This is a genomic window from Comamonas antarctica (genome assembly GCF_013363755.1).
Lineage (GTDB): Bacteria > Pseudomonadota > Gammaproteobacteria > Burkholderiales > Burkholderiaceae_C > Comamonas > Comamonas antarctica.
In genome coordinates this window covers 2061020-2074736 of the sequence record NZ_CP054840.1, presented here as the reverse complement: position 1 = coordinate 2074736, position 13717 = coordinate 2061020, and the positions used below count along the sequence as shown (strand labels likewise).

The following is a 13717-nucleotide window of genomic DNA, read 5'->3' as shown; positions in this document are numbered from 1 at the left end:
TTTTGTGCCCGGAGGACGGCTCGGCCGGTGCAGGCCTGCAAACGCCACCGTTGCCGGAAAAAGCGCATGAATATTGTGCCGCGTGGGTGCCGCGGCCGCGCGCCAACTGTTAGATTCCGATGTCTGCCAGACCGCCGCGCTGGCGCGGCACCCACTTGAATACCGAGAAAATCCATGGAACTGCTGAATGAGTTTTTCACCTCGCTGAACGGCATCGTCTGGGGCGTGCCGATGATCGTGCTGATCCTGGGCACGGGTTTCTACCTGCAGATCCGGCTGGGGTTCATGCCGCTGCGCAACATCGTCCATGGTTTCCGCATGATCTGGCGCAGCCGCCGCATCGACGACAGGGCCGATGGCGATATCTCGCCCTACGCCGCGCTGATGACGGCGCTGTCCGCCACCGTGGGTACGGGCAACATCGCCGGCGTGGCCACGGCGATTGCCGTGGGCGGCCCCGGCGCGCTGTTCTGGATGTGGATGACCGCGCTGTTGGGCATGGCCACCAAGTACGCAGAGGTCGTGGTGGCCGTGAAATACCGCGAACGCAATGCCAAGGGCCAGTGGGTCGGCGGCCCGATGTACGCGATCAAGAACGGCCTGGGGCGCCACTGGCGCTGGATGGGCACGCTGTTTGCGGTCTTCGGCGGCTTTGCCGGCTTCGGCATCGGCTCCATGGTGCAGGCCAATGGAATCGCCTCGGCCATGCACAGCGCCTTCGGCCTGGAGAACTGGGTCACCGGCTTGGCGCTGGCACTGCTCGTGGGCGCGGTCGTGCTTGGCGGCATCACGCGCATCGGCGCCGTGGCCGAGAAGCTGGTGCCCGCCATGTGCGTGCTCTACATTGCCTGTGTGCTGTGCGTGCTATGGGTCTTTGCCGACCGGATTCCAAGCGCTTTTGCACTGATCTTCGCCCAGGCCTTCAATCCGACGGCGGCCACGGGCGGCTTCCTGGGTTCGACGGTACTGATGGCGCTGCGCATGGGCGTGGCACGCGGGATCTTCTCCAACGAAGCCGGCCTGGGCACCGCCGGCATCGCGCAGGCCGCGGGCGCAACCAAGGACCCGGTGTTCTCGGGCCTGGTCGGCATGATGGGTACCTTCATCGACACCATCATCGTCTGCACCATGACCGGCCTGGCCATTGTCGTCAGCGGCGTCTGGAACTCGGGTGCTACCGGCGCGGTGCTGTCCACGCAGAGCTTCGAGGCGGCGCTGCCCGGCATCGGCAAGTACCTGCTGGCGCTGTCGCTGGCGGTGTTTGCTTTCACCACCATTCTGGGCTGGGCTTACTACGGCGAGAAGTGCTGGACCTACCTGGTCGGCCCGATCTGCGAGAAGCCGTTCCGTATCCTGTGGACGGTGGCCGCCTATTTCGGTGCCGTGGCCACGCTGGACTTCGCCTGGCTGGTGGCCGACACGCTCAATGCGCTGATGGCGATTCCCAATCTGATCTCGCTGCTGCTGCTTTCGCCGGTGGTCGTGCAGCTCACGCGCGAGTACTTCGCGCGTCGCGACGCCGCCGCGCAGTAGGGCGTCGGCGGAGCCGCGACGGCTGCGTGGTACTATCTTTTTCATAGCCTTCGACGCTTGCCATGCAAGGGTTGCAGCCGTCTTTTCTGCCTGCCATGTCCGATTTCATCTACCTCGCTTCGCAAAGCCCGCGCCGCCGCCAACTGCTGGAGCAGATCGGTGTATGCCACGAATTGCTGCTGCCCAATACCGCCGGCGATCAGGCCGAAGATGCCGAAGCCATCGAACTGGCGCTGCCCGGCGAAGCGCCGCGCGACTATGTGCAGCGCGTGACCGGGCTCAAGCTCGATGCGGCCGTGGCGCGCCATGCGCGCCGCGGCCTGCCGCCCGCCGCCATCCTGTGCTCCGATACGACGGTGGCGCTGGGCGCGCGGATCCTGGGCAAGCCCGAGGACGAAGCCGACGCGGCGCGCATTCTCGCGCTGCTCGCCGGCCAGGAGCATGAGGTGCTCACCGCGGTGGCGCTGCAGCAGGGCGCGCAGCGTTTCACGGCGCTGTCTGTCTCGCGCGTGCGCTTCGCGCCCATGACGCGCGCGCAGATCGACGCCTATGTCGCCACGGGCGAGCCCATGGGCAAGGCCGGCGCCTATGGCATCCAGGGCGCGGCCGCAGCCCATGTGGCGCATCTGGAAGGCAGCTATACCGGCATCATGGGCCTGCCGCTGTTCGAAACCGCCGGGCTGTTGCGCCAGGCGGGCTGGCCTCTCTGAATTCTTCCAACACCATGCAACAAGACATTCTGATCAACTGGTCGCCGCAGGAAACGCGCGTCGCCATCGTCGAAAGCGGCGCGGTGCAGGAGCTGCACATGGAGCGTCCGCTCGAGCGCGGCCTGGTGGGCAATGTCTACCTGGGCAAGGTGGCGCGCGTGCTGCCGGGCATGCAGTCGGCGTTCATCGACATCGGCCTGGAGCGCGCGGCGTTCCTGCATGTGGCCGATGTCTGGCAGCGCCAGGAGGGCGGGGAGGCGCCGATGTTCGCGCGCAAGGACCTGCCGCCCAAGCCCATCGAAAAGCAGATCTTCGAGGGCCAGTCCATCATGGTCCAGGTGATCAAGGACCCGATAGGCACCAAGGGCGCGCGACTGTCGACGCAGATCAGCATTGCCGGACGGCTGCTGGTATTCCTTCCGCAGGACGACCATGTGGGTGTGTCGCAGAAGATCCCGCCCGCCGAGCGCGATGCGCTGCGTGCGCGGCTTCAAGGCCTGGTGGGCGACAAGGCCAGCGGCGGTGGCGGCGGCTTCATCCTGCGCACCAATGGCGAGGATTCGAGCGACCAGGAACTGTCGGAAGACATTGCCTACCTGCGCAAGACCTGGGCGCGCATCAAGCAGTTTTCGGTGCAGCGGCCCGCGGGCTCACTGCTGCACCAGGACCTGAACCTGCTGCAGCGCGTGCTGCGCGACCTGGTCGGCGAACAGACCCAGACCATCCGCATCGACTCGCGCGAGCAGTTTGCGCTGCTGCAGTCCTTCGGCCGCGAGTTCATGCCCGCGGCCGTGCCCAAGCTGCAGCTGTACAAGGGCGAGCGGCCGATCTTCGACCTTTACTCGATCGACGAGGAGATCGCCAAGGCGCTCGGCCGGCGCGTGGACCTGAAGTCGGGCGGCTATCTGATCGTCGACCAGACCGAGGCGCTGACCACGATCGACGTCAACACCGGCGGCTTCGTCGGCGCGCGCAATTTCGACGACACCATCTTCAAGACCAATCTCGAGGCCGCGCAGGCCATCGCGCGCCAGCTGCGGCTGCGCAACCTGGGCGGCATCATCATTGCCGACTTCATCGACATGGTGCGCGAGGAGCACCAGCAGGCGGTGCTCACCGAGTTCCGCAAGCAACTCGGCCGCGACCGCGTCAAGACCATGATGGCGGCCGGATTCTCGCAGCTGGGCCTGGTCGAGATGACACGCAAGCGCACGCGCGAATCCCTGGCCCACATGCTGTGCGAGCCATGCCCGCAATGCACGGGCAAGGGCAGCGTCAAGACCGCGCGCAGCGTCTGCTACGACGTGCTGCGTGAGATCCTGCGCGAGGCGCGCCAGTTCAACCCCCAGGAATTCCGCGTGATTGCCTCGCCGAAGGTCGTGGACCTGTTTCTCGACGAGGAGAGCCCGCATCTGGCGAGCCTGTCGGATTTCATCGGCAAGCCGATCTCGCTGCAGGCGGAGAGCGCCATGGGGCAGGAACAGTACGACATCGTGCTGCTTTGAGGGCGCGCCGCCGCGACGCCTGAAGGCGTGCGCTGCAGACAGCGCGCGCGCCGGCGTTGCGGCATTTTCGCCATGGGCCGCGTCCCCGGCAGGTGAAAGCTGCCGCCGCAGATATGATGGTCGACATCTCTGTTGCGGAGCTGCCCTATGTCGAGCCGGGTTTGTCTTCTTCGCCGCGACCTTTGCGCTGCCAGCTGAACGGGCGCGGACATGGTCGTCGATCTTCTGCACTCGCTGGCCCTGGTGCCGCTGACCCTGCTGCCCATCATGAACCCGCTCAGCGCAGCGCCGGTGTTCTCGATGACCGTCGGCAACGACACCACGGCCGCGCGGCAGCTCGCGCGCCAGGTGGCGATCAACTGCTGGTTCGTGCTGGTGGGCTCGATGCTGGTCGGCACCTATGTGCTGAGCCTGTTCGGCATCTCGTTGCCGATCGTGCGCATAGGCGGCGGGCTGCTGGTCGCGGCTTCGGGCTGGCGCATGCTCGATCGCAACGATGACGACGAAGTCCAAGCCGCCGTCAAGCGCAGCCAGCCCTCGGGCTGGAGCCACGCCGAGGTGATGCGGCGCAGCTTTTTTCCCATCACGTTTCCCTTGACCACGGGTCCGGGAGCGATCGCTGCGGCGATCGCGATCGGCGCGGGCTTGCCACGCCAGCTCGAGCTGTATGTGTCCGGGGCTTTCGTGGCCGTGCTCGGCGCGACCGTCACGGTCGGCGTGGTCTACCTTGTCCATCGCCACTCGGCGACCCTCATGCGCAGGCTGGGCGAAGTCGGCACGCTGGTCATGACGCGGCTCATGGCTTTCATCCTGCTGTGCATAGGGATAGAGATCATCTGGACCGGATGGGCCGAGTTGAACGGCATCCCACCTCACTGAAGAAATGGACGAACCCATGGACACCTTGCTGATTCTGGTACAAGGCGCAATGCTGCTGGGCCTGATTGCGGTCGGCGTGCGTTTCAAGGGCATGGCCATAGGCCTGTTCGGCGCGCTGGGCGTGTTGCTGTTCGTGCTGCTGTTTCGGATAGCGCCGGGCGCGGTGCCGGTCTCGGCCATGCTGATCATCATGTCGGTGGTCACGGCCGCCGGCGCGATGCAGCTGGCCGGCGGCATCGACTACCTGGTGGCGCAGGCACAGAAGGTGATACGCCGCTTTCCCAACCAGATCACCTACGTGGCGCCGCTCACGACCTTCATCTTCTGCGTGGGCGCGGGCACGGGCAATATCTATTATTCGCTGATGCCGGTGATCTACGAGGTAGCGCTGGCCAACAAGGTGCGTCCCGAGCGCCCGCTCGCGCTTTCTGCCACCGCCGGCCAGTTGGCGATCACGGCCAGTCCCGTGTCGGCAGCGATGGCGGCCATGGTGGGCCTGCTGGCGCCGCTGGGCTTCCACATCACCGACATCCTGATGATCACCATGCCGGCCTCGATCGCGGCGATCGTCGTCGGCGGCCTGGTGATGAGCCGCATGGGCAAGCCGCTGGATCAAGACCCCGAATACCTGCGCCGCATCGCCAGCGGCGAGCTGACGCCGCCCGCCGCCGACGCCCAGCCCAAGGCGCCGACGCGCGCGGGCAAGCTGTCCGCGCTGCTGTTTCTGGGCGGCGTGCTGTTCATCATCAGCGCCGGCATCTTCTCCCAGCTGCGCCCGCAGGTGATGGTCGATGGGCGCCTGGTGGGCGTTGACCTGGCCCAGCTGATCCAGATCACCATGCTCACCGTGGCCGCGGCCATCGTGGCGCTGGCCAAGGTCAAAGCCAGCGAGATCGTGAAAAGTTCCTTGTTCGACTCGGGCATGGTGGCCGTGGTCGCGCTGTTCGGCGTGGCCTGGATGGCCAACACCTTCATCGCCGCGAACCAGACGGTCATCGTCGACGGGCTGGGTTCGCTGGCTCGGCAGGCGCCGGCGATGATCGCGGTGGCCCTGTTCGCCGTGGCCGCGATGACGACGAGCCAGTCCAGCGCCACCTTCGCCATCATTCCCATCGGCATCGCTCTGGGCCTGGAGCCCGCCACGCTGGCCGCGATGTGGCCGGCCGTGGTCGGCGTTTTCCTGCTGCCCACCAATGGCTCGCAGATCGCCACCGTCGAACTCGACCGCACCGGCAGCACGCGCATAGGCAGCGCGGTGATCAACCATTCCTTCCTGGTGCCGACGCTGCTCTATGCGGTCGTGGCCGTGGGCCTGGGGTTGTTGATCTCGCGTGTCGCCGGAGGTGGCGCATGAGCGCCGGGCTGCTTTGGCTGGAGCCCGGGCGCAGCTATGGCTTCGACGACCTGGTGTTCTGGCAGGACCGCGAGCGCAAGGCTTTCGCAGCCGTGGCAGGGACGATCCACACCGTGGTGCTGGGGCCGCACGCGAGCGCCGGCTTTCCCGCCGAGCTCAAGCCTTTCATCGCGCCCGGCCTCACGCGGCGCAAGCAGTTCGACTATTCCGATGTGCTGACCAGCGCGCTGGGCCGGGCCTGGGCCGCGGCCGATCCCGGCGTGGTGTTCGTCGAGAATCCGCATTCGCGGCTGGTGCTCGATCCCAACCGCGCGCCGCCGGCACAGCCGCTGCAGGACCTGCGCGCCTTCTGGGCGCGGCTCGCGCAGGTGCGCGCGGGCGCGACGGACGTATCCTTCGCGGGCGTCGATGCGATCCGCCCCATCACCTTCTCGGGCGAGGATGTGCTGCGCGAGCCGGCCGACGAGGCGGGCTGGACGGCGTTGGCCGCAGCCTTGTCGCGCAGCCAGGCCCAGGGGCCGCTGGCGTATGGCGCGGCCGTGGAAAGCGTGATGGGCCAGGTCTGCGAGCAGGGGCCGGCGCGGGGATTGCTGGTCGTGAGCCTGCACGACACGATGAATACCAAGATGCGCGCCGACGGCGCCATCGTGGTCGAGCGGCCCGTGGCCGATCGGCTGCCGGCCTGGGTGAACCTGGGCAATCGCGGCGATGCGCAGGGAGAGGGCCAGGCCGTGAGCCTGCCCGCGCCCGCGCTGCGCCGCCTGGCGGCCCGCTGGGGCCACGCGCTGGGTGCCACTGCTGCCGAGATCACGCTCAATGTGCCCTACAAGGGCGCGCACGAAACGCTGCACTGGGGCCAGGCGCTCGCGGCGCGGGCCGGCAGCGGCGCCGTCCAGGCCGAGTTCCGCCGCGAAGCCTTGCTCGGCCCGCAGGCCGTGGCGCATCTGCAGCAGCCCGGCAGCGATTGGCCGCAGGGGCTGGACGCGCGCCTGGCGGACATTGCGCGCAAACTCGCCCGCGCCTGAGGCCGGCAGGCTTATCGCGCCGGCTAAGTGCGGTGCTGAACAGCATCCGCGTGATGACGAGCGCGCTCAGCCGAGCGCGGTATCGAGCACCATCATCATGACAAAGCCCAGCATCAAGCCGGTGGTGGCAAAGACTTCGTGGCCCTTGCGGTGGGATTCGGGAATGATTTCGTGGCTGATGACAAACAGCATGGCACCCGCGGCAAAGCCCAGGCCCCAAGGCAGCAGCACAGCGGAATGGCCGACGATGGAGGCGCCCACCACGGCGCCCAAAGGCTCGACGAGACCTGACGCCATGCCGATGGCAACCGCCAGCATGCGGCCGTAACCCGCAGCCAGCAGGGCGGCAGCGACGACAAAGCCTTCGGGCACGTCCTGGATGGCGATGCCTATGGCCAGCGCGTTGGCGCGCACCACTTCATCGTTGCCCGCATAGCCGACGCCGATCGCCAGCCCTTCGGGAATATTGTGCAAGGCGATGGCAATGACGAACAGCCAGGTGCGGCGCAGCTGCTGTGCGTTCGCGCCTTCGCGGCCCTTGATGAAATGCTCGTGCGGCAAAAGCTTGTCCATGGCGAGCAGCACCAGGCCGCCCAGCAGGATGGCCGTGCCGACCGACACGCTGGCCGTCCAGGCGCTGCCGCCGGCCTCGCGCACCGCGTCGATGCCCGGTATCACCAGCGAGAAAGCGCAGGCAGCAAGCATCACGCCCGCGCCAAAGCCGAACATGGTGTCTTGCAGGCGTTCGGACGGGCGCTGGGCGAGCAGCACCGGCAGGGTGCCAAGCGCCGTGGCCAGCGCCGCCACGCCGCCTGCCAGCAGCGCGCCGCGCGCGGCGGGATTGCTTTGCAGGCCGTTCCAGATCAGCGCACACAGGGCCCACAGGCCGACGACCGAGATCGCAAGCCCGATCCGGGTCTTGAGCCGCAACCGTTGCCCGCCGGGCGGACCGGCGGGACCCGCGGCGGGCGAAGAGCGCTCATCCATGGGGTCGTCCTCTCAGGCTTGTCGCGCCTGGGCGTATCGGCGTGCCACCTCGGCCCAGTCGATGACGTTGTAAAAAGCCGCGATGTATTCGGGGCGGCGATTCTGGTACTTCAGATAATACGCATGTTCCCAGACATCGAGGCCGAGGATGGCGGTATTGCCCGATCCTATGCCAACCATGGCCGGGTTGTCCTGGTTGGCGCTGCTCTCCACGGCCAGCTTGCCGGCCTTGTCCACCGTGAGCCAGGCCCAGCCGCTGCCGAAGCGGGTCAGCGCAGCCTTGGTGAACGCGGCCTTGAAGGCGTCGAGTCCGCCCAGATCGGCGTCGATGGCGCGTGCGAGCTCGCCTTCGGGGGCGCCGCCGCCCTGGGGCGACATGACTTTCCAGAACAGGCTGTGGTTGGCATGGCCGCCGCCGTTGTTGCGCACGGGCGCGCGCAGCGCCTGGGGCAGCGACTCGACCTGGGCGACCAGGGCCTCGATCGGCAGCGCGGCATATTCACTGCCTTCCAGCGCTGCATTGAGGTTGTTCACATAGGTCTGGTGGTGCTTGGTGTAGTGAATCTCCATCGTCTGCGCATCGATATTGGGCTCCAGGGCATCGTATGCATAGGCAAGCGGGGGCAGGGTATGGGGCATCGGTTGAGGTCTCTGCTGTGGGTGAAGGAAAACCCAGGCTGCGTCGCGATGGCGCAATGCTGGAATCGTCCTTGCATCCTAAATGAGAATCATTTCTTGCATAAAACCCCTTTTTCGCTCATAGGTATGAGCCAGCCGAAGCGGTAGTTTGCGCGCCTGTGGCACCCGCCTTTTGCCGGCGCCCGGCCGCAGGGCGCGGGGCAAGCCGCCTTAGAGGCGGCGCAGGCGTTCCAGCGCGGCGTGCAGCGTCGTGTCTTCCTTCGCAAAGCAAAAACGCACCACGCGCTGGTCGAAGCCATCGCCATAGAACGCCGACAGCGGAATCGCGGCCACGCCGATCTCGCGCACCAGCCACTGGCAGAAATCGGCTTCGCTCAGGTCGCTGACGGCCGAGATGTCCACGCACTGGAAGAAGCTGCCGGTGCAGGGCAGCAGCTTCAGGCGCGAGCCCTCGAGGCCGGCGCGGAACAGGTCGCGCTTGGCCTGGTAGAAGGCCGGCAGGCTCTGGTAGCGCGCGGGCTCGGCCATGTAGCTGGCCAGGCCATGCTGCATGGGGGTGTTCACCGTGAACACATTGAACTGGTGCACCTTGCGGAACTCGGCCATCAGCGCCGCGGGCGCGGCCACGCTGCCGACTTTCCAGCCCGTGACATGGAAGGTCTTGCCGAAGCTCGAGTTGATGAAGGCGCGCGCGGCAAGGCCCGGAAATCGCGCCGCGCTCTGGTGCTCGGCGCCGTCGAACACCATGTGTTCATAGACTTCGTCGCTGATCAGCAGCACATCGGTGGGCGCGAGCAGTTCCTCGAGCGTGCGCATCTCCGCGGCAGTCCACACCGTCGCGCTGGGGTTGTGCGGCGTGTTGATGATCAGCAACCGGGTGCGCGGCGTGATGGCGGCCGCGATTTTGGCGAAGTCGGGGCGGAAGGTATGCGGGGTCAGCGGCACGCGCACGGCGACGCCGCCGGCGAGCGCGATGTTCGGGATGTAGCTGTCGTAGCAGGGGTCGAGCACGATGACTTCATCGCCGGGATGCACGCAGGCCAGGATGGCGGTGAGAATGCCCTGCGTCGCGCCCGCGGTGATGGTGATCTCGGTGTCAGGGCTGTAGCTGCGGCCGTGCAGCGCGGCAATCTTCTGCGCCACGGCCTGGCGCAGCGCGGGCACGCCAGGCATGGGCGGGTACTGGTTGTGGCCGGCACGCATGGCCTGGTCCACGGCATCGATCAGCGCCGGATCGCAGGCGAAATCGGGAAAGCCCTGGCCCAGGTTGACCGCCTGGTGTTCGCTGGCCAGCGCCGACATGACGCTGAAGATCGTGGTGCCGACGGCGGGCAGCTTGCTGGCGAATTGCGGAGTGCGTGGGGAGGCAGAGTTCATGGAGCAGCAGAAACGAAAGCGCACTGGCCGACGGCGCAGCGCGGGTCAGTCGGACGGGTCAGAGTTCGTAGTCGGCGACATGGCCGTTCATCGCGCGCACCACCAGTTCGCGGCTCAGGCGGTCGCTGAGCAGTTCGGCGAACTTGTAGACGAAGTTGCGCAGGTAGGCGCCGCGCTTGAAGGCCACGCGCGCGACGTTCTGGCCGAACAGATGGCCCATGGGGCGCACGACGAGGTCGGCCGCGTGGTCATCGCGCATGGCCATCTCGGCCACGATACCGATGCCCAGGCCCAGGCGCACATAGGTCTTGATCACGTCGGAATCGATGGCCTCGAGCACCACGCGCGGCTGCATGCGCCGGGTCGCGAACGCCTGGTCGATCTTGCCGCGGCCGGTGAACGAGGGGTGGTAGGTGATCAGCGACTCGTGCGCGATGTCGTCCAGCGAGATGCGTTCCTTCTGCGCCAGCGGGTGCTGCGGCGGCACCACCAGCACGTGCTCCCATTCGTAGCAGGGCAGGGTCACCAGCTCGGGATAGTCGGACAGCGACTCGGTGGCCATGCCGATCTCGGCGACTTCATCGATGACCATGCGCGCGACCTCGGCGGGCGTGGCCTGGTGCAGGCTGATGTTGACCTTGGGATAGGCCGCGCGCAGCTTGGCCACGGGCGGGGGCAGCACGTAGCGCGCCTGGGTATGGGTGGTGGCAATGCTCAGTGTGCCGCTGTCCTGGGCGCTGAACTGCTCGCCGATGCGCTTGAGATTGCCGACTTCGCGCATGATCAGCTCTATGCTCTGCAGCACATGCTGGCCCGGCTCGGTGATGCGCTTGAGGCGCTTGCCGTGGCGCGCGAAGATGTCCACGCCCAGCTCTTCCTCGAGTTCGATGATGGCCTTCGAGACCCCGGGTTGCGAGGTGTGCAGCGCCTTGGCCGCCTCGGTGAGGTTGAGGTTGCGGCGTGCGGCTTCCTGGACGAAGCGGAATTGATGCAGGTTCATATCTGATTTCTGCTAAAAGCGTCCTTTATTATGACGCATTTGTCTAACAAAAAACAACTGATACGCTCCCTGCAGCGCCGCCATATCCGCCTGCCAGCCTCACAGCGGTGGCTGGGTGGCGATATCTGCAAGCAACGCCGTGACGCGTGCATCTTCTCCCACCGACGGCTGCACCTCGACGGCCACCCCCGGATGGCGCGCCTCGAGCGCGGCCACGAGCTGGGGGATGTCTTCGCGCGCGTGCTTGCCGGTGCCAAGAAACATGGGCGTGATGCGCAGCTGCCGCACGCCCTGGGCCACCAGCGCATCGGCGGCCTGCTCCAGCGCGGGCTCGGTGTATTCGAGATAGGCGCAGCAGCAGAGCAGCTGCGGATGGGTGCGCGCCATTTGTGCCTGCACCGCCTCCATGGGCGCGCGCCACAGGGGATCGCGCGAGCCATGGCCCAGCAGGATCACGCCGAAGTGAGGGGAGGTGTGGTCCATGTTCATCGCCTGAGGACGAGCCAGCTGAACGCGCCCAGCGACAGCAGGCTGTAGATGAAGCCCGGCGCCGCCGCCGTGAGCCAGGGCGACCAGTTCTGCAGGTTGCCGGCGTAGCCGAACACATTGTTCAGCAGGAAGAAGCTGATGCCTGCCATGACGCCGCCAAACACGTAGGCCGCGATGCCTCCCGAGCGGAAGTGCAGGTAGGCGAACGGCAAGGCCAGCACCACCATGACCAGGCAGCTCAGCGGGTAGAACACCTTGCGCCAGAACTCGATCTCATAGCGCTGCGCCGACTGGCCGTTGGCCTCGAGGTGGCGGATGTACTGGAACAGGTCGAGCGTGGCCATGCGGTCGGGTTTGAGCAGCGAGGCGGCAATCATTTCCGCGCTGATGCGGGTGTCCCAGCGCAGCGTATCTAGGCGCGTGCGCTCGAGCCGGGCCTGCTCGCCTTCGACCACGTAGACGCTGCGCGTGACCTTGCGCAGCTCCCACACGTCATTGCGTGCGTCGACGGCCGCGGACTCCGCCCGCGTCTGCGAGGCCATATGGCCCTGCGCATCGAACTCGAAGATGCGCACGCCCAGCAGTTCGCCGTCATTGCCCAGCGCGTTCACGTTGACCGCAAACGAGTGGTCGCCCTGGCGCTCCTTGAGCCAGGCACCGGTGGCCCCGGTGGACAAACGGCCGAGTTGCGCGGCCTTGACGGTCTGCGCCACGCGCTCGGCCGCGGGCGCGATATAGTCGCCGACCGCAAAAGTCAGCACCACGAAGCCCAGGCCTAGCACCAGCAGCGTGCGCAGCGCCATCCACGGCCCCATGCCACTGGTGCGCATGATGGTGAATTCGGAACTCTGCGCGAGCCGCGACATGACGAAGATCGTGCCGATCAGCACCGTGATCGGCAGCAGCTCGTAGAGGTGGCTGGGCAGGCTCAGCAGCACGAACATCAGCGCGTGCGAGGGCTTGTAGAGTTCGCCGCCGGTGCGGCCAACCCAGCGCAGCTCGTCGATCAGGTCGAAGAAGAAGAACAGCCCGAGGAAGGCCAGGGTCACGAAGCCCACGGCGGACAGCGCATCGCGGTAGATGAGTCGGCGCAGGACTTTCATGGCGTGGCTTTCTTGCGTCGGTTGGACCAGAGCGAGCGAACGGACCAGCGGTTGTGCCGGGCCACCAGCACGCCGAGCGCGCAGACCAGCGTGGCGCCGTGCAGCAGCGCCAGAAAGCTCAATGCGCCGATGCGGCCCGCGCCGACCCAGCTCTGCCCCAGGGTCATGAGGTTGTAATAGACGATGAAGGCGAACAGCGCGATCATCAGGCTCGAGCTGCTGCCCGCGCGCGGGTTCACGCTGGCCACTGCCAGGCCCAGCACGACGAAATTCAGCGCCGCGAACGGCAGCCCCAGGCGCCAGCCCAGTTCCGCCTGGTAGGCCGGCTCGGCGCTGCTCCACAGCGCATGCGTGTACTGGCTGCGCGCCGAGGCATCCTCCTCGACGCTGCCGCCGCCCGTTCCGAGCTGCAGGCCATATTCCTTGAATTCGCTGATCTTCACGCCGGGCGTGCCGGTCTGTGTCTCGACGCGCTGGCCGTCACTCAATATGACCGTGCGCTGGCCGTTCTCGACCACCAGGCGCGCACTGCGCGCCGAGGTCACCGATTCGGAATCGGCCTGGGTGGTGACGATGAACACATTGCTGGCGGCCTGCGCGCCCGGGGTGTCCTTGTCGATGAAGAAGACGCGCGAGCCATCGGACGACTCCTGGAATTCACCGGGCGCGATGCGGTCGATGTCGCTGCGCTGCGAGTATTGCGCGCGCAGCTGCTGCACCTGCTGGTTCGACCAGGGCCAGACCAGCGTTGCCAGCACGGCGATGACCGCCACGACCGGCCAGGCAAAGCGCAGCAGCGCCGGCAGGAACGACACCAGCCCGCGTCCGCTCGCAAACCAGATGACCATTTCGCTGTCCCGGTACATGCGCGAGAGAGACCCCACGACGGACACGAACAGGCTGAGCCCCAGTATGGTCGGCAACTGGCCCAGAACCGTGAACCCCATCACCATGATCACATCGGACGGGTTGACATTGCCGCGCGATGCCTGACCCAATGTGCGAATCAGCATCATGGTCATGACGACAGTGACCAGCACCACCAGGGTGGCGCCAAAGCTGCGGGCCAGCTCTTTGCGTATGGATGAATCGAATAACATTGGCTGAAAGGAAAAC

The 13717-nt window shown here is 66.7% G+C and carries 13 protein-coding genes; 6 read left to right on the top strand and 7 right to left on the bottom strand.

Features of this window, described 5'->3' with window-relative positions; translation table 11 throughout:
• Nucleotides 1-174: 174 nt before the first annotated feature.
• From HUK68_RS09860 to HUK68_RS09835, 6 genes are all read left to right on the top strand, one after another.
• Entirely contained in the window at nucleotides 175-1533 is a 1359-nt protein-coding gene (locus tag HUK68_RS09860; protein ID WP_175504044.1) for an alanine/glycine:cation symporter family protein, read from the top strand.
• Nucleotides 1534-1628: 95 nt separating this feature from the next.
• Nucleotides 1629-2243: a Maf family protein gene (locus HUK68_RS09855; RefSeq protein WP_175504043.1), complete on the top strand. Its 615-nt coding sequence runs from the start codon at nucleotides 1629-1631 to the stop codon at nucleotides 2241-2243.
• A 14-nt stretch (nucleotides 2244-2257) separates the two neighbouring features.
• On the top strand, nucleotides 2258-3748 hold the full coding sequence (gene rng, locus HUK68_RS09850; RefSeq protein ID WP_175504042.1) for a ribonuclease G: 1491 nt from the start codon (nucleotides 2258-2260) through the stop codon (nucleotides 3746-3748).
• Nucleotides 3749-3958: 210 nt separating this feature from the next.
• Nucleotides 3959-4627, top strand: a complete 669-nt coding sequence (locus HUK68_RS09845; protein ID WP_175504041.1) for a MarC family protein — start codon at nucleotides 3959-3961, stop codon at nucleotides 4625-4627.
• A gap of 16 nt (nucleotides 4628-4643) precedes the next feature.
• On the top strand, nucleotides 4644-5981 hold the full coding sequence (locus HUK68_RS09840; RefSeq protein ID WP_175504040.1) for an anaerobic C4-dicarboxylate transporter family protein: 1338 nt from the start codon (nucleotides 4644-4646) through the stop codon (nucleotides 5979-5981).
• A complete protein-coding gene (locus HUK68_RS09835) occupies nucleotides 5978-7006 on the top strand; it encodes an N-formylglutamate amidohydrolase (protein ID WP_175504039.1) in 1029 nt (342 codons plus the stop codon). Before HUK68_RS09840 ends, HUK68_RS09835 begins: the two co-directional genes overlap by 4 nt.
• Before the next feature lie 66 nt (nucleotides 7007-7072).
• On the opposite strand, the gene HUK68_RS09830 is transcribed toward HUK68_RS09835, so the two are convergent.
• From HUK68_RS09830 to lptF, 7 genes are all read right to left on the bottom strand, one after another.
• Nucleotides 7073-7993: a ZIP family metal transporter gene (locus tag HUK68_RS09830; RefSeq protein ID WP_175504038.1), complete on the bottom strand. Its 921-nt coding sequence runs from the start codon at nucleotides 7991-7993 to the stop codon at nucleotides 7073-7075.
• Between the two features lie 12 nt (nucleotides 7994-8005).
• Nucleotides 8006-8632, bottom strand: a complete 627-nt coding sequence (locus tag HUK68_RS09825) for a superoxide dismutase (protein WP_175504037.1) — start codon at nucleotides 8630-8632, stop codon at nucleotides 8006-8008.
• A gap of 210 nt (nucleotides 8633-8842) precedes the next feature.
• A complete protein-coding gene (locus HUK68_RS09820) occupies nucleotides 8843-10009 on the bottom strand; it encodes a pyridoxal phosphate-dependent aminotransferase (protein WP_175504036.1) in 1167 nt (388 codons plus the stop codon).
• Nucleotides 10010-10067: 58 nt separating this feature from the next.
• Complete coding sequence (locus HUK68_RS09815; RefSeq protein ID WP_175504035.1) at nucleotides 10068-11009, bottom strand: CysB family HTH-type transcriptional regulator; 942 nt, start codon at nucleotides 11007-11009, stop codon at nucleotides 10068-10070.
• Nucleotides 11010-11108: 99 nt separating this feature from the next.
• The gene (locus tag HUK68_RS09810; RefSeq protein WP_175504034.1) at nucleotides 11109-11492 is read right to left on the bottom strand and encodes a sirohydrochlorin chelatase; all 384 of its coding nucleotides are present in this window, start codon (nucleotides 11490-11492) and stop codon (nucleotides 11109-11111) included.
• Nucleotides 11493-11494: 2 nt separating this feature from the next.
• Complete coding sequence (gene lptG / locus HUK68_RS09805) at nucleotides 11495-12601, bottom strand: LPS export ABC transporter permease LptG (protein ID WP_175504033.1); 1107 nt, start codon at nucleotides 12599-12601, stop codon at nucleotides 11495-11497.
• Nucleotides 12598-13701, bottom strand: coding sequence for an LPS export ABC transporter permease LptF (gene lptF, locus HUK68_RS09800; RefSeq protein ID WP_175504032.1), 1104 nt, complete (start codon nucleotides 13699-13701; stop codon nucleotides 12598-12600). The genes lptG and lptF overlap by 4 nt, the downstream gene beginning before the upstream one ends.
• Between the last annotated feature and the right edge of the window lie 16 nt (nucleotides 13702-13717).

Excerpts from the sequence above, each read along its gene's own strand:
- HUK68_RS09860 (WP_175504044.1), top strand. The coding sequence starts at position 175 with ATGGAACTGCTGAATGAGTTTTTCACCTCGCTGAACGGCATCGTCTGG.
- HUK68_RS09855 (WP_175504043.1), top strand. The coding sequence starts at position 1,629 with ATGTCCGATTTCATCTACCTCGCTTCGCAAAGCCCGCGCCGCCGCCAA.
- rng (WP_175504042.1), top strand. The coding sequence starts at position 2,258 with ATGCAACAAGACATTCTGATCAACTGGTCGCCGCAGGAAACGCGCGTC.
- HUK68_RS09845 (WP_175504041.1), top strand. The coding sequence starts at position 3,959 with ATGGTCGTCGATCTTCTGCACTCGCTGGCCCTGGTGCCGCTGACCCTG.
- HUK68_RS09840 (WP_175504040.1), top strand. The coding sequence starts at position 4,644 with ATGGACACCTTGCTGATTCTGGTACAAGGCGCAATGCTGCTGGGCCTG.
- HUK68_RS09835 (WP_175504039.1), top strand. The coding sequence starts at position 5,978 with ATGAGCGCCGGGCTGCTTTGGCTGGAGCCCGGGCGCAGCTATGGCTTC.
- HUK68_RS09830 (WP_175504038.1), bottom strand. The coding sequence starts at position 7,993 with ATGGATGAGCGCTCTTCGCCCGCCGCGGGTCCCGCCGGTCCGCCCGGC.
- HUK68_RS09825 (WP_175504037.1), bottom strand. The coding sequence starts at position 8,632 with ATGCCCCATACCCTGCCCCCGCTTGCCTATGCATACGATGCCCTGGAG.
- HUK68_RS09820 (WP_175504036.1), bottom strand. The coding sequence starts at position 10,009 with ATGAACTCTGCCTCCCCACGCACTCCGCAATTCGCCAGCAAGCTGCCC.
- HUK68_RS09815 (WP_175504035.1), bottom strand. The coding sequence starts at position 11,009 with ATGAACCTGCATCAATTCCGCTTCGTCCAGGAAGCCGCACGCCGCAAC.
- HUK68_RS09810 (WP_175504034.1), bottom strand. The coding sequence starts at position 11,492 with ATGGACCACACCTCCCCTCACTTCGGCGTGATCCTGCTGGGCCATGGC.
- lptG (WP_175504033.1), bottom strand. The coding sequence starts at position 12,601 with ATGAAAGTCCTGCGCCGACTCATCTACCGCGATGCGCTGTCCGCCGTG.
- lptF (WP_175504032.1), bottom strand. The coding sequence starts at position 13,701 with ATGTTATTCGATTCATCCATACGCAAAGAGCTGGCCCGCAGCTTTGGC.